The 18,678-nt window shown below is 42.4% G+C and carries 20 protein-coding genes and 1 riboswitch; of the genes, 17 read left to right on the top strand and 3 right to left on the bottom strand.

From position 1 onward, the window contains the following. Nucleotides 1-124 precede the first annotated feature (124 nt). From tig to ACOAOT_RS20385, 5 genes are all read left to right on the top strand, one after another. On the top strand, nucleotides 125-1,231 hold the full coding sequence (tig, locus tag ACOAOT_RS20405) for a trigger factor (protein WP_420218641.1): 1,107 nt from the start codon (nucleotides 125-127) through the stop codon (nucleotides 1,229-1,231). 25 nt (nucleotides 1,232-1,256) lie between these two features. Beyond that, nucleotides 1,257-1,841 carry a xanthine phosphoribosyltransferase gene (locus ACOAOT_RS20400; RefSeq protein WP_104433507.1) on the top strand — a complete coding sequence of 195 codons (585 nt, stop codon included), beginning with the start codon at nucleotides 1,257-1,259 and terminating at the stop codon, nucleotides 1,839-1,841. Further along, a complete protein-coding gene (locus tag ACOAOT_RS20395; RefSeq protein ID WP_420218640.1) occupies nucleotides 1,838-2,635 on the top strand; it encodes an HAD family hydrolase in 798 nt (265 codons plus the stop codon). The genes ACOAOT_RS20400 and ACOAOT_RS20395 overlap by 4 nt, the downstream gene beginning before the upstream one ends. 252 nt (nucleotides 2,636-2,887) lie before the next feature. Next, nucleotides 2,888-4,144 (top strand): AAA family ATPase, encoded by a 1,257-nt coding sequence (locus ACOAOT_RS20390; protein ID WP_420218639.1) that lies wholly within the window; start codon nucleotides 2,888-2,890, stop codon nucleotides 4,142-4,144. A gap of 2 nt (nucleotides 4,145-4,146) precedes the next feature. Continuing rightward, on the top strand, nucleotides 4,147-4,797 hold the full coding sequence (locus ACOAOT_RS20385; RefSeq protein WP_420218638.1) for an RloB family protein: 651 nt from the start codon (nucleotides 4,147-4,149) through the stop codon (nucleotides 4,795-4,797). A 72-nt stretch (nucleotides 4,798-4,869) separates the two neighbouring features. Here the strand turns inward: ACOAOT_RS20385 and ACOAOT_RS20380 are convergent, their stop codons facing one another. Both ACOAOT_RS20380 and ACOAOT_RS20375 read right to left on the bottom strand, forming a co-directional pair. Next, entirely contained in the window at nucleotides 4,870-6,279 is a 1,410-nt protein-coding gene (locus tag ACOAOT_RS20380) for an NAD(P)/FAD-dependent oxidoreductase (protein ID WP_420218637.1), read from the bottom strand. Between the two features lie 11 nt (nucleotides 6,280-6,290). Next, nucleotides 6,291-6,386: riboswitch (purine riboswitch) on the bottom strand. A 77-nt stretch (nucleotides 6,387-6,463) separates the two neighbouring features. Continuing rightward, nucleotides 6,464-8,122, bottom strand: a complete 1,659-nt coding sequence (locus ACOAOT_RS20375) for a DUF4091 domain-containing protein (protein WP_420218636.1) — start codon at nucleotides 8,120-8,122, stop codon at nucleotides 6,464-6,466. A 235-nt stretch (nucleotides 8,123-8,357) separates the two neighbouring features. On the opposite strand from ACOAOT_RS20375, the gene pth reads away from it, so the two are divergent. The 5 genes from pth to ACOAOT_RS20350 all read left to right on the top strand — a co-directional run bounded on the left by pth (nucleotide 8,358) and on the right by ACOAOT_RS20350 (nucleotide 13,695). Continuing rightward, a complete protein-coding gene (gene pth, locus ACOAOT_RS20370; protein ID WP_277409616.1) occupies nucleotides 8,358-8,924 on the top strand; it encodes an aminoacyl-tRNA hydrolase in 567 nt (188 codons plus the stop codon). Nucleotides 8,925-8,933: 9 nt separating this feature from the next. Beyond that, nucleotides 8,934-12,470, top strand: a complete 3,537-nt coding sequence (gene mfd / locus ACOAOT_RS20365) for a transcription-repair coupling factor (protein ID WP_420218635.1) — start codon at nucleotides 8,934-8,936, stop codon at nucleotides 12,468-12,470. Between the two features lie 144 nt (nucleotides 12,471-12,614). Then, nucleotides 12,615-12,800, top strand: a complete 186-nt coding sequence (locus ACOAOT_RS20360) for a hypothetical protein (protein ID WP_420218634.1) — start codon at nucleotides 12,615-12,617, stop codon at nucleotides 12,798-12,800. Nucleotides 12,801-12,990: 190 nt separating this feature from the next. Continuing rightward, nucleotides 12,991-13,539, top strand: a complete 549-nt coding sequence (gene spoVT / locus ACOAOT_RS20355; RefSeq protein ID WP_104433533.1) for a stage V sporulation protein T — start codon at nucleotides 12,991-12,993, stop codon at nucleotides 13,537-13,539. A 12-nt stretch (nucleotides 13,540-13,551) separates the two neighbouring features. After that, nucleotides 13,552-13,695, top strand: coding sequence for an AE-binding protein (locus ACOAOT_RS20350; RefSeq protein ID WP_104433535.1), 144 nt, complete (start codon nucleotides 13,552-13,554; stop codon nucleotides 13,693-13,695). 70 nt (nucleotides 13,696-13,765) lie between these two features. Here ACOAOT_RS20350 and ACOAOT_RS20345 read toward each other — a convergent pair whose 3' ends face one another. Beyond that, a complete protein-coding gene (locus ACOAOT_RS20345; RefSeq protein ID WP_277409614.1) occupies nucleotides 13,766-14,746 on the bottom strand; it encodes a ComEC/Rec2 family competence protein in 981 nt (326 codons plus the stop codon). Nucleotides 14,747-14,904: 158 nt separating this feature from the next. Between ACOAOT_RS20345 and ACOAOT_RS20340 the strand changes: the two genes are divergently transcribed. The 7 genes from ACOAOT_RS20340 (at nucleotide 14,905) to ACOAOT_RS20310 (ending at nucleotide 18,619) form a co-directional block, all read left to right on the top strand. After that, complete coding sequence (locus ACOAOT_RS20340) at nucleotides 14,905-15,297, top strand: MazG family protein (RefSeq protein ID WP_349672463.1); 393 nt, start codon at nucleotides 14,905-14,907, stop codon at nucleotides 15,295-15,297. A gap of 64 nt (nucleotides 15,298-15,361) precedes the next feature. Continuing rightward, nucleotides 15,362-15,664, top strand: a complete 303-nt coding sequence (locus ACOAOT_RS20335) for an HU family DNA-binding protein (RefSeq protein WP_268875600.1) — start codon at nucleotides 15,362-15,364, stop codon at nucleotides 15,662-15,664. Between the two features lie 3 nt (nucleotides 15,665-15,667). Next, complete coding sequence (locus ACOAOT_RS20330; RefSeq protein ID WP_420218633.1) at nucleotides 15,668-15,907, top strand: RNA-binding S4 domain-containing protein; 240 nt, start codon at nucleotides 15,668-15,670, stop codon at nucleotides 15,905-15,907. A 90-nt stretch (nucleotides 15,908-15,997) separates the two neighbouring features. Beyond that, nucleotides 15,998-16,282, top strand: a complete 285-nt coding sequence (gene yabP, locus ACOAOT_RS20325; protein WP_104433542.1) for a sporulation protein YabP — start codon at nucleotides 15,998-16,000, stop codon at nucleotides 16,280-16,282. A 17-nt stretch (nucleotides 16,283-16,299) separates the two neighbouring features. After that, the gene (yabQ, locus tag ACOAOT_RS20320; RefSeq protein ID WP_104433544.1) at nucleotides 16,300-16,656 is read left to right on the top strand and encodes a spore cortex biosynthesis protein YabQ; all 357 of its coding nucleotides are present in this window, start codon (nucleotides 16,300-16,302) and stop codon (nucleotides 16,654-16,656) included. Nucleotides 16,657-16,673: 17 nt separating this feature from the next. Next, the gene (locus ACOAOT_RS20315) at nucleotides 16,674-16,997 is read left to right on the top strand and encodes a septum formation initiator family protein (RefSeq protein ID WP_420218632.1); all 324 of its coding nucleotides are present in this window, start codon (nucleotides 16,674-16,676) and stop codon (nucleotides 16,995-16,997) included. A 206-nt stretch (nucleotides 16,998-17,203) separates the two neighbouring features. After that, nucleotides 17,204-18,619: a SpoIIE family protein phosphatase gene (locus ACOAOT_RS20310; RefSeq protein WP_341457781.1), complete on the top strand. Its 1,416-nt coding sequence runs from the start codon at nucleotides 17,204-17,206 to the stop codon at nucleotides 18,617-18,619. Nucleotides 18,620-18,678 lie beyond the last annotated feature (59 nt).

Below are 18,678 nucleotides of genomic sequence, written 5' to 3'. Positions count from 1 at the left end.
AACGGAATATTGAAATTTTTGTTAATTTCCGGAAAGTGCTTTTTTTACTGTGCCTGATATGGTATAACTGACAGGAAGCGGTACGAATATGTTATATAATTTTAGAAGGAAAAAGGATTGTATTATGAGAAAATTTTTAAATGTATGTATGTGCGGTCTTGTTGCCGCCGCAATTATGACCGGCTGCTCTAAAAAACCGGCAGCTGAGACGACTACAGCAGCACCTGAAACAACAGAAGCTACCGAATCCTCAGCTCAGGAAACTGTTCCTACTGTAGATTTATCAAAAGTGGATAACGGAACCATTACACTGGGAAATTACAAAGGCATAGAAGTAAAAAGAGACACTGTTGAAGTGACTGATGAAGAAGTACAGCAGGCAATCCAGAGTGATCTGGCAGCTCATGAGAAAGACGTTGACGTAGATCGTGCTGTACAGTCCGGTGACGTTGTAAACATCGATTTTGTTGGAAAGAAAGATGGTGTTGCATTTGACGGAGGCACTTCTCAGGGCTATGATTTAACCATCGGATCCAATCAGTTTATTCCTGGATTTGAAGAGGGCATCATCGGCGCTAAAAAGGGAGACAAGCTTTCTTTAGACCTTACTTTCCCTCAGGAATATAACAACAAAGATCTGGCAGGAAAACCTGTTGTATTCGAAGTGACCGTTAATACAATTAAAGAAAAGCAGACCCCTGAATTAAACGATGCATTTGTTCAGGAGAATACAAAGTTTAAAACAGTTGACGAATATAAGGAAGATAAGAAAACCACTCTTCTCCAGAATAAGAATGATCAGGCAGACCAGACTGTAAAGAGCAATATTTACGATGCAGTTTTAGCAAACTCCAAAGTTGAGGCCAATCAGGAAGCCATTGATGCCAATGTTGAGAATGTGGTAGCAAGATATACCAATCAGGCAGCCGCTTATGGCATGGATTTTGCGTCCTTTATTACAGCTTTTACCGGAATGAAGGAAGAAGACTTCAGAAACACAGTGAAAACTCAGGCTGAGGGAATCGTAAAGCAGAGACTGGTATTAAATGCCATTGCTGAAAAAGAGGGAATCACAGTGAGTGATGATGACCGCACGGATGTAGCACAGAAGATGGGCTATGAAAGTGTAGACAGCATGATTCAGGCAGCAGGACAGTATGAAGTAGATGATTATATTATCAGCAATAAAGTACTGGATTTCTTAAAAGAAAACGCCAACATTACCCAATAAATCACATACCACAGGGGGAACCTTTATGCAGCTTTTAAAGGATAGAATACGGAAGGACGGAAAGATTAAGTCCGGTGACGTACTGAAAGTAGACAGCTTTTTAAATCACCAGATGGATATTAAGCTGTTCGTGGAGATCGGAAAAGAGTTTAAGAGACGATTTGCAGATGAAGAAGTTAACAAAATCCTGACCATTGAGGCCTCCGGTATCGGTATCGCCTGTATTGTAGCTCAGTATTTTGATGTTCCTGTCGTATTTGCCAAGAAATCCAAGACGAAGAATATCGCCGGAGATGTTTATACCACTCAGGTAGAATCCTTCACCCATGGAAGAACCTATGACGTAATGGTATCCAGAGAGTTCATAGGTGCAGGCGACAAGGTTCTGCTCATTGATGATTTCTTAGCCAACGGCAAAGCGCTGGAGGGACTTGCAGCGATTGTAAAAGATTCCGGTGCTGAACTGGTAGGCGCAGGTATTGTCATTGAGAAGGGATTTCAGCCCGGCGGAGACCACCTTCGTTCAGAAGGTATCCGGGTAGAATCACTTGCAATTGTAGAAAGCATGGATGAAGCCACCGGTACCATCTGTTTTCGAGGTGACCGATGACAGGAAAGAGAAAAGCCCTGTTTTTTGATATTGACGGTACTTTGTTTTCGGAAATCAACCGGAATGTACCGGAAAGCGCAAAGCAGGCCATTGAGCGGGCGAGAGAGGCAGGGCATCTGGTATTTATTAATTCCGGGCGCACCTACTGCCTCACCGGGCCCATTCGGTCTCTCCTGGAAGTAGACGGCTATTGCTGCGGCTGCGGGACACGGATTGTGGCGGGGAAAGACGTAATTTACTCCGCCTCAATTCCTCATGAAACGGGCATTAAAATTAAGAAAATGATTGTGAAATACGGTCTTGACGGGATCTTAGAGGGAACAGAAAGCTGCTATTTTAATAAAGAGGAATCACGGATCGATAAGGTCAGAATCATGAAGGAGCATGTAGCTTCCGAGGGAAACTGTTCTCCGTTCAGCTGGGATGAAGACTGTTATGACTTTGATAAATTCTGCGTTATGGAAGATGAACAAAGTGATATGAAGGGCTTTGCCAGAGAACTGGGACTGGATTTTGATATTATTAACCGGGGCGGCGGATTTTACGAATGTGTTCCGGCAGGACACTCCAAGGCGACTGCCATTGAGGAAGTAATCAGGCATTACGGAGTGGATCTTTCCGATACATACGTATTCGGTGACAGCACCAATGATTTATCTATGTTTGAATATGCAAAGAACTGTATCTTAATGGGGCACCACAGCGTAGAGCTGGAGCCGTATGCCACCTTCTATACAAAGAATGTGGAAGATGACGGAGTGGCTTATGCGATGAAAAAGCTGGGGCTTGTCTAAAACATTCAGAATAATAAAAAGGAGTATTGCAAAATGATGTGAAATCTTTATGATTTCATATCAGGAGCAATGCTCCTTTTCTTTTTAACAGAACAATCAATAGGTATAACCAGCTAAGCCAGGTTCTTCGGTGTCTACTTTTAATTTATAAAATATAATATACAGACAAATGAGAATTTATCACATTTATGCGTTGATTTTATATCTAAAATGGGTATAATAGAATATAGAATAGAAGGTGAGGTAGATACAATGTTAATACAGTTTAATTTTAAAAATTATAAATCCTTCAAAGATGAAGCTACATTAGACCTATCAGCAGCCAAAATGACTGAGTTTTCAGAACGTGTTGTTTGTGTAGGCAGTGAAAAAATTCTTCCGGTTGCAGCAATTTATGGTGCAAATGCAAGTGGTAAGTCAAATGTCTACAATGCATTTGAATACATGACAGAATATATAGTAGAATCGTTTAAGTACGGTGACGAAGAAGAAAAATTTACAGAATTTAGACCTACCCCATTTTTGTTTGACAGTAATTCAGAAAATGTAGAATCCAGCTTTGAAGTCTATTTTACAATACCTGGTGATAAAACGGAAAAATCATATAACTATGGGTTCTGCATTGGTAAAGCAGGTATTACAGAAGAATGGTTAAATGTAAAAGCAAAAACAGCCAGAAAATATAGCCCTGTATTTTATCGTTCAGAGGATACTTTGGATCTTATTGGTATTCCAAAGAATAGCAGAGAGAATATAGAAGTTGCTTTAGAAAAGCAGGTTCTGATTGTGTCCTTGGGAGCCAAATTAAAGATTGCAAAATGTAAAGCAATTCGTGATTGGTTTTTTGCAAATCAATTTGCAGATTTTGGAGATGTGATTACTAATTTTTTTATGTCAAAAAGATTGCCAAAAGAATTTGTTGAAGATAAAAATGTGCAAAAGAAAGTAGTTGAATATTTTGCATCTTTTGATGAAAACATTAAGGACTTTCGTGTTGAAAAGATTCCCACAGAGGGAGACTCAAAAGAGGGTAAATATAAAATTAATGCACTTCATAAAAAGATAGACTCGGATGAAATGGCAGAGATTCCATTGTATTTGGAATCAGCAGGAACTTTAAAAATGTTTGCTTTATATCCAGAGCTACAGGAAGTAATCAATAAAGGAAGCGTATTCTTTATAGATGAATTAAATGCACGCTTACACCCACTACTGGTAAGAAACTTTATTCTTACATTTTTGAATCCACAAATTAATGTAAATCATGCACAATTGGTATTCACGACACATGATACCTGGCAGCTATCAAATCAATTGCTTAGACGGGATGAAATCTGGTTTACTGAAAAAAGTCATGAAGGAATATCGACCTTATATTCACTGGCGGATTTTATAGATGAAGATGGAACTAGAATCAGGAAGGATGAGAGTTACGAAAAGAATTATCTGATTGGTAAGTATGGCGCAATTCCCTCCTTAAAGAGTATTGACATTTTTAAGGAGGGTTAAGAGTGGCAAGAGACGAAAGAACAGGTAATCGAAAAACAAGGGAACAACGCAATAAGGTTAGAGTACCTGAGTTGGGGTATTATCTAATTGTTACAGATACAGAGGCTACAGAACGATGTTACTTCAATGGCTTACACGAGAGTCTGCCTTATGAAATTCAAGATAAGCTTGTAATTCGGGTAGTAGAAACCAAAACACGTAACATGTTAGAAAAATGTATGGAATTGACAGCATATGAAGCACAGTACCGCATGCCTTGGATTGTGTTTGATAGAGATCAAGTAAAAGATTTCGATGAAATAATTCATGAAGCAAGAAAAAAAGGAATCGGAGTAGGCTGGTCGAATCCATGCTTTGAAATCTGGACTTATGCCTACTTTGGTTCCATGCCTGCAGTGCGTGAATCATGGACGTGTTGTTCAGAATTCGGGAAAGTGTATGAAAATAGAACAGGACAAAAGTATTCCAAAGCAGACAGCAATATTTACAGCAGAATTTGCAAGAATGGTAATGAAGAGAAAGCTATAAGAATTGCACAGCAGAAGTTTGAGCAGTGTAAAAGAGAAGGTAAAGTGAAGCCATCGGAGATGCGGCCGTGTACAACGGTGCATGAGTTGGTGGGGGAGATTAAAAGAAGGATTAATAAAGTTTAATAATGATTCATGATAAAAAGCAGGGTGCCACAAAACCAACTAAGTCGGTAATGTAACACCCCTTTTTTCTCTTTATATTAGTTTGCTTAAAATACTTCTGGCAACGCTGATACCATTGGCAGAGGCCTGCTGAAGTCCCCGTGTTACGGAAGCACCATCTCCGATTGCACGCAGTCCCAGCACGCTGGTTTCGAAATCACTGTTAACAACCACTTTATTGGAATAGAATTTAACTTCCACTCCATAAAGAAGTGTCTCATCACTTGCGATACCGGGTGTTACCTTATCAAGAGCCAGCAGCATTTCCTTAATATCAACCATAATTCTGTGAGGGAATACCAGGGATAAATCGCCTGGAACCGCATCCTTTAAGGTTGGAATAATATTGTTGCGGCATAAGCGCTCTTCAGTTGTACGTCTTCCTCTCTGGAAATCTCCAAAGGTTTGTACCAGAATCCTGCCGTCACACAGCATGTTGCTTAGCTGTGAAATATGTTTCCCGTATTCAATGGGTGTTTTAAATGGCTTGGTAAAGTTTTTGGATACCAGGATTGCAAAATTTGTGTTATTGGTTTTGTATTCCTGGGACTTGTATGCGTGTCCATTGACAACTGCCAGCCCGTTCTCGTAATATTCAGTGGCTACCTCTCCGGAAGGATTGGTACAGAATGTACGTACCTTATCATCAAAAGTTGGAGTGTAATAAACAAGCTTCGCTTCATAGAGATTCTTATTTAAAAATTCCATAACTTCATCTCTGACTTCAACACGAACTCCAATATCAACGGTTCCGACCTTCGTCTCAATTCCATGATTCCCGCAGATATGGCTGAACCAGTCAGATCCCTCGCGGCCTATGGCAGAAACGATCTCAGGAGCCTCATAGATCTCATCCTTATCTGTGATAATTCCCTTAGCCTGATTATCCTCGATAATAATGTCCTTTACCATGGTATTAAATTCCATCTCAACACCCTGTTCCAGTAAATGCTCCTGAAGACGGGTGTAGATTTTATAGCCTTCCTCCGTACCGAGATGGCGGATGGGGCATTCAATTAGTTTTAAATTGGCGTTTATGGCTTTGCGGCGGATCTCCTGGATCTCCTTTTGCTTATCAACACCATATACATTGGTATCTGCGCCGAATTTTAAATAAATATTATCAGATTCTTTTAACAGTTCCACGGTTTTATCATATCCCAGTATTTCGGGCAGATTACCTCCTACGTCAGGAGATAAGGATAATTTACCGTCTGAAAATGCTCCTGCACCTGCAAAGCCAGTGGTGATGGAGCAAGGTTTGCAGCCTACGCATACTTTGGTTGTACGTTTGGGGCAGGTACGTTTTTCAATCGGACGGCCCTTTTCAATCATCAGGATCTTTAAATCCGGTTTTTTATCGATCAGTTCATAAGCGCAGAAAATACCGGAAGGGCCTGCACCGATGATGATCACATCGTAATTTTTTGAAGCTTCCTTCATGAACATCACTCCTTTTTCCTTCTAACCCTTATAGTCAACTATTGAGGTAGTTGGTAGAAACGTTCAACCAATTTTGAACTTATATAAGCGCAACGGTTTTATTTTAACATAATGGCAGGAGGTATGACAAGGGACATGAGTATAAAATTTTAATAACGGGTATGTCTGACCTGCAGCATCTTTTTTAAATAAATTGTTTTAGCATACGGTTTATTTTATTTCTGACTGAAATCAGATAGGATGCTGACTTCGGATACGTCTGAAACGTAATTGGTTCCGATAAGTCCTCTTCTAAAAGATCGATTACAGCTTCCCTGCCAATGTACTGTTCTAACAGCTTTAACGCTCTATGATCCTGAATGGCTTCATATAAGACCATCAGCCGGATGGACTCTTCCGGATATTTGTCCGCTCCCGGATAAACTAAAAACGCATCTCCGGATGGAAAGCTTCCCCCGCTGTCCGTAACCAGATAAGGGTTGATGTGCTCCAGAGAATATTCGGAATTATAAAAGTTGAAGCCCCAGTGAAGGATACCTTCCATTCCAAATTTATAAACCTGAATCCCATAGATGCGGTTCCTTTCTGAAGGCATTGCCATAAAGCGGTTGGCAACATCAACACACTGAGCAGTACAATAGTAGCACCATAAATGAGGGACACTGTGGTGTAAAAACGGTTCTATGTGGTCGGTAGCACAAGCGGGCCTTTCTACCAGGCCGGATTCATAAAAAGAATAATCAGATAGTGCATCTATTATCTTAAAGCCCTTTAAGTGTTCCATAACGGATTCTCTGGCGGCAGCATAGGAGTCAAAATTGGAGGGTTTTGGCTCATCGGATATATGAAACCAGGTATCATCTAAGATATCCAGAAGTTTTAACTCCATTTTCAGTGCAGGAAGAAACTGATTAAGGAAATGGGTGTAGTCCCCTAAGGCAGGGGTGTGCCAGCCAAACCGCTTGATTTCCTCCCCGTTGGTTGTGACCATAATTTTAGGAGCAGATTCTGCGCCCCATTGAGTAAAGAGATGGGCCATTTCAAAATATCTGATTCCAGATGCTTTACAGATTGACACCCATCTCCGTAACCTGGAGAAATCAAACTGGTAAGTCCCGTTCTCTTCCATAATATCCACCAGCTGAATGGTTGTCCGCTCTCCGCCTCTTGCCGTATCAAGAGGTGGGGTGAAGATTGGTGTGAGTATCATATTCATTCCTCTCTTTGCATAAAGAGAAATAAAATGCTCCAGAATAGTATAGTGTTCCTCAGAAAAAACGGGGACATGATAATAATCAGCCAGGCAGTCTCCATGAAACCACTGTGTATGAATCAGTTCCTGACTGGGCAATGAGGCTGATATGATTTCCAGTGTGGCCGTAACGGATGCAGCAATTGACTCTTCCGAATTAATCAGTGAAACTGTAATTGGATAGATACCTGGGTTAATTTCGCTGGTGAGAGAAACATCCACCCAAAGGCTTTGCCATTTACCGGGTACCAGAAGTAGACTGTCATGATTTAGATTCCTTAGAAGATCCGGGTAAAGGCCGGGGGTGTGGCGGAGATAATTACTGTCCCGTTTTTCATGAGCAGGGTAAGCGGAGGGGACGGAAATCACCTGTCTGATCCGGATCTGTTTTTCCAGGGGAGAATCAATGGAAACCCGAAGCGCTTCCTTCTCTTCACCTGAAAAGGAGCAGGCAGTCTGAAAAGAAACCGTTTCCCCATAAAGACCGGTAAGGCGGCAGCATTCCGGATAATATAAAGGCTCTTCATCGGTAAATACTTTGGTTAATGAGCTTAAAAGAATCATGCGGTAAGTATTATTTGTTTGTTCCATGTCAGGTTCCTTTCTCAAATACCTACATTATAACTTTCTGTCTGAATGATTTCAATGGAATAAAATTATTCTGCGTTTCTGCCTTTACATCCTTGTTTTAAACTGCTAAAATTAGAGGAATCGCGTTAGGTGCCCTCATATGGGAAATCTAACGCTTTTCGGGCGTTCATAAAACTCCATGATCAGTCATGAAATGCAACTGCTGTTAATATAGACAATAATAAGGAGAATCATCATGTACATCATCGCAGGATTAGGTAATCCAACTAGAGAATATGATAAAACAAGACACAATGTGGGTTTTGAGGCTATTGATGTTCTGGCGGACAAACTGGGAATCCCCATGACGGAGAAGAAGCATAAAGCAATATATGGTATGGGAATGGCAGGATATCAGAAGGTTATTCTTTCAAAACCCCAGACCTATATGAATTTAAGCGGAGAGAGCATCCGCTCCATGGCTGACTTTTATAAGGTAGAGCCGGAACATGTTATTGTGATCTGCGATGACATCAACCTTGTGGAGGGACAGCTTCGGATTCGTCTGAAAGGAAGTGCCGGCGGGCATAACGGACTGAAAAACATCATACAGCACTTAGGAACCCAGGAATTTCCAAGAATCAGAGTTGGAGTGGGTGAGAAGCCTAAAGAGATGGATCTGGCAGACTATGTGCTTGGACGTTTTCCAAAGGAGCTGGAGTCTGTTATGGCGGATGCTTACCTGGCTGGGGCAGAGGCGGCAATCATGATGGTGGAAGACGGAGCCGAAAAGGCGATGAATTATTTCAACAGGAAGAAATAAGGAGATTTCATGAACGATCTATTTGAGAAACCATTAAGGGAACTAAAGGATTTTGAAGGTCTTTGCTCTGATCTGAAAAAGAAGGCCGGACCAGTCATGGCAAGCGGCTGCATGGATTCCCAGAAAGTTCATCTGATGTATGAAGCGGCAAAACATGCAGGTCTTAAACTGGTAATCACCTATGATGATACCAGGGCAAGAGAGATCTATGAAGATCTTCGCTTTTTTGATTCTGATACGTGGCTTTATCCGGCAAGGGACTTGCTGTTTTTCAATGCAGATATCCATGGGAATCTGCTGACTAAACAGCGAATGGAGGTCTTCCGTCATTTAATGGAACAATCCTCCGGATGGGTGGTAACAACCTTTGATGGTTTGATGGACCACCTTATGCCTCTTGCTGATTTGAAGAAACAGGCACTTTCCGTTGAGAACGGTCAGATTATTGATGTGGAGCTGTGGAAAAAACAGCTTACCCAGCTGGGATATGAGCGGATGGGTCAGGTAGACGGGATGGGACAGTTTTCCATTCGCGGCGGCATCATCGATATTTTTCCCTTAACAGAAGAACTACCTGTCCGTATTGAGCTTTGGGACAATGAGGTGGACTCCATTAGAACCTTTGACTTAGAAAGCCAGAGGTCCATAGACCAGCTTGATGAAATCTGTATCTATCCTGCCACGGAGATGGTTCTTACCTCCCGGCAGATTAACGATGGGTTGGAAGAACTTCAAAAAGAACTGAAAAAATATGAAAAGGATCTGCGGGCTCAGTCAAAGATTCAGGAAGCCGCCAGAATCCGGTCCCTTGTATCAGAACTGATAGAAGGCTTAAAGGAAGGCTGGAAGCAGCACGGACTTGATGGCTATATTCAGTACTTCTGTAAAGGGAGTGTATCCTTTCTTGATTATTTTTCTCCTGAAGATACAGTCTTTTTCTTAGATGAACCGGAACGGTTAAAGGAAAAGGGAGAAACCGTTGAGATGGAATTCCGGGAAAGCATGATTCATCGTCTGGAAAATGGTTATCTTCTTCCGGGACAGACAAACCTTCTTTATCCGGCAAAAGAGATGTTAGCCAGAATTCAGATGAAAAGCGGAGTGTATTTAACCGGTCTGGAACAGAAGCTGTCAGGCTTTGTGGTGAAAAACCGCTATAGTTTTCAGGTGAAAAACGTTAATTCCTATCAAAACAGTTTTGAACTTCTGATTAAGGATTTAACCAGATGGAAACGGGAGGGATACCGGGTTATCCTGTTGTCCGCCTCCAGAACCAGAGCCAGCCGTCTGGCAGGCGATTTAAGAGAATACGAATTACGCGCTTACTGCCCGGACGATCAGGATGGGGAGCATGAGGTGAAGCCGGGAGAAATTCTGGTGACTCACGGCAACATTCACCGGGGATTTGAATACCCCATGATCAAATTCCTTGTAATTACCGAAGGTGACATGTTCGGTGTGGAGAAAAAGAAACGTAAACGGAAAAAGACGGTCTATGAAGGCACCAGAATCCAGAACTTTTCCGATCTCGCTGTTGGCGATTATGTGGTTCACGAGGATCATGGTCTTGGTATTTACCGGGGAATTGAAAAGATTGAACAGGATGGTGTAATCAAAGATTACTTAAAAGTGGAGTATGCAGAAAACGGTAATCTGTATCTTCCGGCTACCAGGCTTGACGGAATCCAGAAGTATGCCGGTGCGGAAGCCAAGAAGCCAAAGCTGAACCGCCTTGGAGGAGATCAGTGGAATAAAACCAAAACCAGAGTAAAGGGTGCTGTAAAAGAGATAGCAAAGGATCTGGTTATGCTCTATGCAGCCAGACAGCAGACACATGGATTCCGTTACAGTGAGGATACCGTCTGGCAGAAAGAGTTTGAAGAGATGTTTCCCTACGAAGAGACTGAGGATCAGTGGGATGCAATCGAATCCACAAAAGCAGATATGGAAAGCGGCAAAATTATGGATCGCTTAATCTGTGGAGATGTGGGATATGGTAAAACAGAGATTGCACTGAGAGCGGCCTTTAAAGCGGTTCAGGAAGGAAAACAGGTGGTCTACCTGGTTCCCACTACGATTCTGGCTCAGCAGCATTATAATACCTTTGCACAGAGAATGAAGGACTTTCCGGTACGGGTGGATTTAATGTCCCGGTTTAAGACCTCTGCCCAGATTAAGAAAACGGTGGAAGACTTAAAAAAAGGCATGGTGGATATTGTAATAGGTACCCACCGTGTATTATCCAAAGATGTGCAGTTTAAGGATCTGGGTCTTTTAATTATTGATGAAGAACAGCGTTTTGGAGTTGCCCATAAGGAGAAAATCAAGCAGTTAAAGGAAAACATAGACGTTCTAACTTTAACAGCCACCCCAATCCCAAGAACCCTTCATATGAGCCTTGTGGGAATCCGGGACATGAGCGTTCTGGAAGAGCCGCCTGTTGACCGAATGCCCATACAGACCTATGTAATGGAGCATAATGACGAAATGGTCCGGGAAGCGATTCACAGGGAACTGTCAAGGGGAGGACAGGTCTATTATGTATACAACCGGGTTAATAACATTGATGAGATTGCAAACCACATTGCAAAGCTGGTTCCGGAGGCAGTGGTTACGTTTGCCCATGGGCAGATGCACGAGCATGAACTGGAACGAATCATGTTTGATTTTGTAAACGGTGAAATTGATGTTCTGGTATGTACCACAATTATTGAGACAGGACTTGATATTTCCAATGCAAACACCATGATTATTCAGGATGCGGACCGAATGGGGCTTTCCCAGCTTTACCAGTTAAGAGGCCGGGTAGGGCGTTCCAGTCGTACTGCATACGCATTTCTAATGTATAAACGGGATAAGATGTTAAAAGAAGAAGCAGAGAAGCGGCTTCAGGCGATCCGTGAATTTACAGAGCTTGGCTCTGGTATCAAAATTGCAATGCGGGATCTGGAAATAAGAGGAGCAGGCAATGTTCTGGGTGCAGAGCAGCATGGACATATGGAAGCCGTGGGATATGACCTTTACTGCAAACTATTGAACCAGGCGGTTTTGGAACTGAAGGGCGAAAGAAAAGAAGAGGACACTTACCAGACCGTGGTGGATTGCGATATCGATGCTTATATTCCAACTTCTTATATTAAAAATGAATATCAGAAGCTTGATATCTATAAGCGCATTTCTTCGATTGAAAATGAAGAAGAACATATGGATATGCAGGATGAACTGATGGACCGTTTTGGCGAGATGCCAAAGCCGGTTGAGAATCTTCTTAAGGTTGCGGCAATAAAGGCTCTGGCACACAGCGCCTATGTGACCGAGGTAAATATTAACCGCCAGGAAATCCGGCTTACCATGTACCGGAATGCAAAGCTTAAGGTAGAAGGAATTCCTAAGATTATTGAGCAGTACAGGGGAGATTTAAAATTCCATATGGGAGAAGAACCCAAATTTGCCTACCTTGACCGGAAGAAAAATGCAACAACAGATGCCATGATAAGCCAGGCTGAGGTCATCTTGAAGCAGATTAGTGAATTATCTGATAAATAGAAAAATATAGAAAATATAACTAAAAAAATACAGCTTGTCTGGTTGATTTTTTGGCATTTTGTGATATACTAATAGTAGAAGATGGGATTAAGTCCCGGATGCTTTCTTACTTCAATACATTTGTTTCGAAGAAAGGTGGTAGCTATGGACGTTTTAGGTATGTATCTTCTCCAACGAGTATCAGATGAATTAACCATTCAGCGCTATGGTTCTTTTGAAAACAGATTTGTGTCCCCTGTTCCCGATAATCCGGCAGCAAAAGTGGCACATGAGGCGTATATAACCTCTTCAAAAGAAGTTCCCCATCGTGTCAGGCAAGGTGATTTTTAATCTGGGTATGGAACATCCCACTTCTTAAAATTTCATAATTTACTAATTAAAAATCAGGGTTAGACTTTATTAAAAGTCTGGCCCTGATTTTAAATTTTGGGAAAAATGGCAGACTTAAGTATAATCTGGTGTATTCGATGCAAAATAATATCAGTGATAGAAAAATGCACAAGATGGAGGAATATTAAATATGAAAGCAACTGGTATTGTAAGAAGAATTGATGATCTTGGACGTGTGGTAATACCAAAAGAGATCAGACGAACACTCAGACTCAGAGAAGGAACTCCGCTTGAGATATTTACAGACAGAGAAGGTGAAATTATATTAAAAAAATATTCTCCTATGGTAGAGCTTACTGCATTCGCTTCCCAGTATGCGGAAGCCATGGCACAGACTACCGGACTGACCGTATGTATCAGTGACCGCGATCAGATTATCGCTGTGGCTGGCGGATCAAAAAAGGAGCTTCTCCAAAAGACCATCAGCAAGCAGCTGGAGACGATCATTAATGAGCGTACCGTTGTTGTGGCAGGAAAAGATGATAAAGGATTTGTAGCATTAACAGGAGAGACTCTGGAAGGCATAACGGCTCAGGTAGTGGCACCAATTATTTGTGAAGGAGATGCCATTGGAGCAGTTGCACTTTTAAGCAGAGAGCCAAGAGCACGCTTTGGTGATATGGAGACAAAACTTGCGACAACAGCTGCCGGATTTTTAGGACGTCAGATGGAAGGTTAAGGAGGTGAGAACATGAGGATTTTTATGCCCGAAGAGGATGACTACAGTGATGGCGATATTCCGGAGATTGATACGGACCCTTACAAAGACGGTTTTTATGTAGAGCCACTGCCAGAATCAGAAAGACCAAGACGAGATGGTCCTGGAGGGGATTAATACAAAAAATGCGCAACTAAAAACGGCAGCCGGAAATTAACAGGGCTGCCGTTTTGATGACGGGTCATAATTAGTTGATGGTCTGATCGCCATCCTTAATACAATAATTAACCTTTACACCCAGCTCTTCCATCCATTTTCTGGTCTCAAGGGTTTTCCAGTCACCGCTTCCGATACCGCTGCCGTTATCATTATTCCACAGCCAGAGCGGACATGGCCATAAAGCGATCTGGGGTTTAATGGCTGCGTAAACTTCCCGGCTTACGCCATACTGACCATGGTGGGACATTTGTACAATATCACTTTTTAAATCAGCTGCGCTTGTCTCTTCCAAGAGAAGTTTTCCTGCCTCAGGCCCCATATCTCCCAAAACAAGAATGCTTACATTGTTTAAAAAGAATTTGTATGCAACAGAGCTGTTGTTTACTGATGTTACATCAAGCAGGTAGGGGTTGTTCAGTACTTTGGCCTTTATAGAGCCCACCTGGATCTCATCTCCCTTTTTCACAGTATGGAGACTTGATGCCGGGAGTGTCGACAAGGCTGAACGTAAATCCGTTACCAGCAGAGATCGGGAGGACTCTACCTTATCATACCAGGCCTGGTCTGCCAGAGAGTAGTAAACATTGTCAATTGTAATATTACGATCTGGATTATTTAAAATTTTAACCAGTGCTCCCACGTGGTCGGAGTGGGGATGGGTGACAAACCAGGCAGAAACATGTCCGCCTTTTGAACGGATTACATCACTTAAATGATCCGCATCAATATCCCAGCCGCCGTCAATGACTACCAAAGAACCGTTCTTATCCTGCAAAACCATGGAAAGCATCTGGCGGTTGTCATAATCTGCAAGAAGGGAAAGGCTCCCTCCATTAAAGATCTTGCCGCCAGGTCCGATATTTAAGGAAGGACCAATGCCCATACGTACAGCAGTCAACTCATCTGCGGTACTTCCTGGCGTTACAATTTCAGGTGTAAATGCGCTTAAAACGATGTTAATAAACAGCACGCAGGCGGCTATTTTTTTCCATATACTAAAATGTTTCATGTTAACCTCCGGTTTTATTTAACTGCAATTATTATAATAGAATCAAGGGATTTTTAACAGGGGTCCGGGACAAATGTCAGAAAAACGTCAGAATTGGAAACAGATTCCCCCGGTTTGTTCCGGTATATGTTATAATCTGAAAAAAGGAGGTTCCGTGCATGTATACTTTTAAAGATTTAGTAGATATTACAAATAAACTGCGGGCGGAGGATGGTTGTCCCTGGGACAGAGAGCAGACTCACGAGAGCTTAAAAAAGCATCTGGAAGAAGAGAGCCAGGAAGTATTCCAGGCAATTGACAATAAGGATATGGAGAATCTTTGTGAAGAACTGGGAGACGTTTTGTTTCAGGTAATGCTGCACAGCCAGATAGCCAAGGAAAGTCACTGCTTTTCCATTGACGATGTGGTGAATGGAATCTGTGAGAAAATGATCCGCAGACATCCCCATGTTTTTGGCGATAAAAAGGTGATTTCGTCGGAAGAGGGAGAGGCTGTCTGGAATGCGATAAAAATGCAGGAGAAGGCTCGTGAAAAGAGCAAAAAACCTTGACAAAATCAGGAGAAACAGCTATAAATGATATAGTAATCGTGTCAACGAGAAAATTAGTAGCCTGGTGCTACATTCTAGGAGGAAGATATCAATGAACAAAGCAGAGTTAATCGCGGCAGTAGCAGAGAAAGCAGAGCTGTCCAAGAAGGATGCAGAAAAGGCAGTAAAAGCTTTAACAGATGTAATATCTGAAGAATTAGTTAAGGGCGAGAAAATCCAGTTAGTTGGCTTTGGTACATTCGAAGTATCTGAGAGAGCTGCCAGAGAAGGCAGAAATCCTAAGAGCGGTGAAGTAATGAATATACCGGCTTCCAAGACTCCAAAGTTCAAAGCAGGTAAGGCATTAAAGGATATGGTGAACGCATAATCCATGAGACTTGATAAGTTTCTGAAAGTTTCCAGGATCATTAAGAGAAGAACCATAGCAAACGAAGCCTGTGATGCAGGCCGTGTGCTTGTGAATGATAAACCTGCAAAAGCCTCCTTAAACATTAAGGAAGGCGATATAATTGAAATACACTTTGGCACCAGTTCGGTTAAGGTAGAGGTTCTTGATGTGGCGGAAACCGTAAAAAAAGATGAGGCAAAAGAGCTTTATCGCTATCTTTAGCCTTTCACTTGATACAAAAGTTTAATTTCAGGAATATTGGAGCTCGCCTCCTAATATACTTTATACAGGTATATTAGGAGGTTTTTCTTTATGGAAGAAAAAATTAGCGTACGCCCTCACAGGCTGACAATAGATAATCGTGCTTCCAGTACGATGACTGGAATACGTGATGTGGTCTCCTTCGATGAAAACCAGGTGGTACTGGATACGGATATGGGGCTTTTAACGTTAAAGGGCAAGGATCTTCATGTCAGCCGGTTAACTCTGGAAAAAGGGGAAGTGGATTTAAACGGCACAATAGAAAGTCTTCTATACTCCTCTAACGAGGCTCTTAGAAGGTCTGGGGAGTCTCTTCTGTCCAGGCTGTTTAAATAAAATCCAGAGGGAGTCATATGAGCGTTCATATCGTATATGAAGTAAAACTTCTGCTCTACAGCTTTTTTACAGGTGCGGGGCTTATGATGACATATGACCTGCTTCGAATTTTCCGTATATTTATTCCTCATTCTTATGTATTCACAGGAATTGAGGACATGATTTATTGGGTTTATGCCGCGCTGGTGACATTTTCCCTGTTGTATGAACAAAATGACGGAGGATTGAGAGGATATGTCATAGCCGGGGTTTTTCTTGGGATGTTTTTATATGACCGGCTGGTCAGCAGGTTTTTTTTAAAATCCTTGAAAAACCTTCAGAAATACCTTAAAATGATAATGCATAAGTGGATCCGTCCCAAGAGACGGCAGTAGGAACAACTGGTGATTGTATGAATAAGATGGGAAAGTCAAGAAGAAAAAGAAGAGATAGATGGGGCAACCGCATGACTCTGATTGGAATTACCTTTGTGGTATTCAGTCTGGCAGTGATTGTCACGATTGAAGGTGCTTCGCTCAAAGAAAAAGAACTGGAATACCAGTATCGCCTGCAGAATCTTCAGGCGCAGGTGGACAAGGAGCAGGGTCGTGCCAAGGAACTGGAGGAATACCGGGTATATGTTCAGACCAAGCAGTATGTGGAGGAAGTTGCAAAGCAGAAGCTGGGGCTTGTGAAACCCGACGAAATACTATTGAAACCATCGCAGAAGAAGTAGAATTTCTGCGGGTATCCCTTGATGTCCAAAAAACTTGGACATAATTAGTGGAACACCCTGCGGGTATCCCTGGATGTCCAAAAAACTTGGACATAATTAGTGGAAACTGTCGTACAATTTTAAAAATGAATCAGCTGTTTTGACAAAATTTTCCCTCCTGCCTGTATATAATGATTTAAAGCATGATACAGGCAGGAGGGATTTTTGTGTTCAGACGTAAGGCGGCACATCACGATATGGCTGATGTGAATGTATATACGGCAAAGAGATTAAACGACATGGCAAATTCGCTTGGGGAACTTGCCAGAGCGTGCACAGATGAGCTGTCCGCAGAACAGGGACTTACAAAGGAAGATGGGATAGCAGCACTGGAGACTGCTGCTGCAATGGTATGCGCAGGCTGCAACAAATGTATCGTATATCCCGGTAAGGAACAGGACAACCAGTATTATCTGCAGTATTTAATTCGTGCGTTTGAACAAAAGGGAAGCGTAGATTACGGGGACATGCCCCGTTTTTTTCTGGAAAGCTGTAAAAGAAGGGAAGAATATCTGGCTCACTTAAACAGGGGTCTTGGGCGGGCGACCATGAATCTTGCATGGAAGAACCGGTTTTTGGAAAGCAGGGATGCAATCATTGTTCAGTTTAAAGAACTGGCAGTGATTTTAGAAGAATTTTCTCATCAGGTGGAGCATGCTACTGATATTACACCGGAATGGGAAGAAGAGATCAAGCGTGCTTTCCGCAAAAATCATATTGTGATAGAAAAAATGCTTCTCCTGGAATATGAGAACCAGCAGAGAGAAGCCTATCTCACTATGAGAACTTTAAATGGGCGCTGCGTCACGGTCAAGGAAGCAGCAGAGATATTAGAGGATGCCATGGAAGAAGGAGAGTGGACGGTGGCACCTGACGGAAGAACTCTGGTTACCAGGTCAGCAGACACCATCCGTTTTGTTGAAAAGGGGGATTATCAGATTATCTACGGTGCTGCAAAGGCCGTTAAAACAGGAGAAGAGATTTCCGGAGACAACTATACATTTGGACAGGTTCAGCCCGGACAGGCCATTATGAGTCTGTCTGACGGCATGGGAAGCGGTAAAATAGCAGAGGAAGAGAGCAGACAGGTGATCGAGCTGACCCAGAGACTGCTGGAAGCCGGATTTTCTACCAGGGCAGCGCTTAAAATGGTAAATACCGTACTTCTCCTTACCGGACTGACCCAGCATCCGGCGACCCTTGACTTATGCTGCATCGATTTAAAGACCGGAATTATGGAGGCCATGAAGCTGGGCGCAGCGGCCACCTATATCCGCAGTGAGAGAGGCGTGGAACGCTTAGAGGCAGGCGAAGTACCCATGGGGATATTAAGTCCGGTGGAACCGGTGCTTTTATCCAAAAAGCTATGGGATGATAACCGGATCATCATGGTAAGCGACGGCGTCTTAGATGCACTTCCTGCAGATGACAAGGAGCTGATGCTTCAGGAATTTATTGCAGGAATGCCAATAAAGAATCCCCAGGATATGGCGGATCGGATTCTTTTATTTGCAAGATCATTTACAGAAAGTGCCGCCGATGATATGACGGTGCTGACTGCCGGGATATGGAAAAGAAAATAATAATTGCAACAGACATGTTTTACGGGTATATTTATGATAGAGAGGGGAGAAAATCAACT

Origin of the sequence: Lacrimispora struthionigena, assembly GCF_048627165.1 — a bacterium.
Taxonomy (GTDB): Bacteria; Bacillota; Clostridia; order Lachnospirales; family Lachnospiraceae; genus Lacrimispora.
This window is presented reverse-complemented; position numbering and strand designations above follow the sequence as displayed.

Coding starts and splice junctions, on each gene's coding strand:
- tig (WP_420218641.1), top strand. CDS start 125: ATGAGAAAATTTTTAAATGTATGTATGTGCGGTCTTGTTGCCGCCGCA.
- ACOAOT_RS20400 (WP_104433507.1), top strand. CDS start 1,257: ATGCAGCTTTTAAAGGATAGAATACGGAAGGACGGAAAGATTAAGTCC.
- ACOAOT_RS20395 (WP_420218640.1), top strand. CDS start 1,838: ATGACAGGAAAGAGAAAAGCCCTGTTTTTTGATATTGACGGTACTTTG.
- ACOAOT_RS20390 (WP_420218639.1), top strand. CDS start 2,888: ATGTTAATACAGTTTAATTTTAAAAATTATAAATCCTTCAAAGATGAA.
- ACOAOT_RS20380 (WP_420218637.1), bottom strand. CDS start 6,279: ATGAAGGAAGCTTCAAAAAATTACGATGTGATCATCATCGGTGCAGGC.
- ACOAOT_RS20375 (WP_420218636.1), bottom strand. CDS start 8,122: ATGGAACAAACAAATAATACTTACCGCATGATTCTTTTAAGCTCATTA.
- pth (WP_277409616.1), top strand. CDS start 8,358: ATGTACATCATCGCAGGATTAGGTAATCCAACTAGAGAATATGATAAA.
- mfd (WP_420218635.1), top strand. CDS start 8,934: ATGAACGATCTATTTGAGAAACCATTAAGGGAACTAAAGGATTTTGAA.
- ACOAOT_RS20360 (WP_420218634.1), top strand. CDS start 12,615: ATGGACGTTTTAGGTATGTATCTTCTCCAACGAGTATCAGATGAATTA.
- spoVT (WP_104433533.1), top strand. CDS start 12,991: ATGAAAGCAACTGGTATTGTAAGAAGAATTGATGATCTTGGACGTGTG.
- ACOAOT_RS20350 (WP_104433535.1), top strand. CDS start 13,552: ATGAGGATTTTTATGCCCGAAGAGGATGACTACAGTGATGGCGATATT.
- ACOAOT_RS20345 (WP_277409614.1), bottom strand. CDS start 14,746: ATGAAACATTTTAGTATATGGAAAAAAATAGCCGCCTGCGTGCTGTTT.
- ACOAOT_RS20340 (WP_349672463.1), top strand. CDS start 14,905: ATGTATACTTTTAAAGATTTAGTAGATATTACAAATAAACTGCGGGCG.
- ACOAOT_RS20330 (WP_420218633.1), top strand. CDS start 15,668: ATGAGACTTGATAAGTTTCTGAAAGTTTCCAGGATCATTAAGAGAAGA.
- yabP (WP_104433542.1), top strand. CDS start 15,998: ATGGAAGAAAAAATTAGCGTACGCCCTCACAGGCTGACAATAGATAAT.
- yabQ (WP_104433544.1), top strand. CDS start 16,300: ATGAGCGTTCATATCGTATATGAAGTAAAACTTCTGCTCTACAGCTTT.
- ACOAOT_RS20315 (WP_420218632.1), top strand. CDS start 16,674: ATGAATAAGATGGGAAAGTCAAGAAGAAAAAGAAGAGATAGATGGGGC.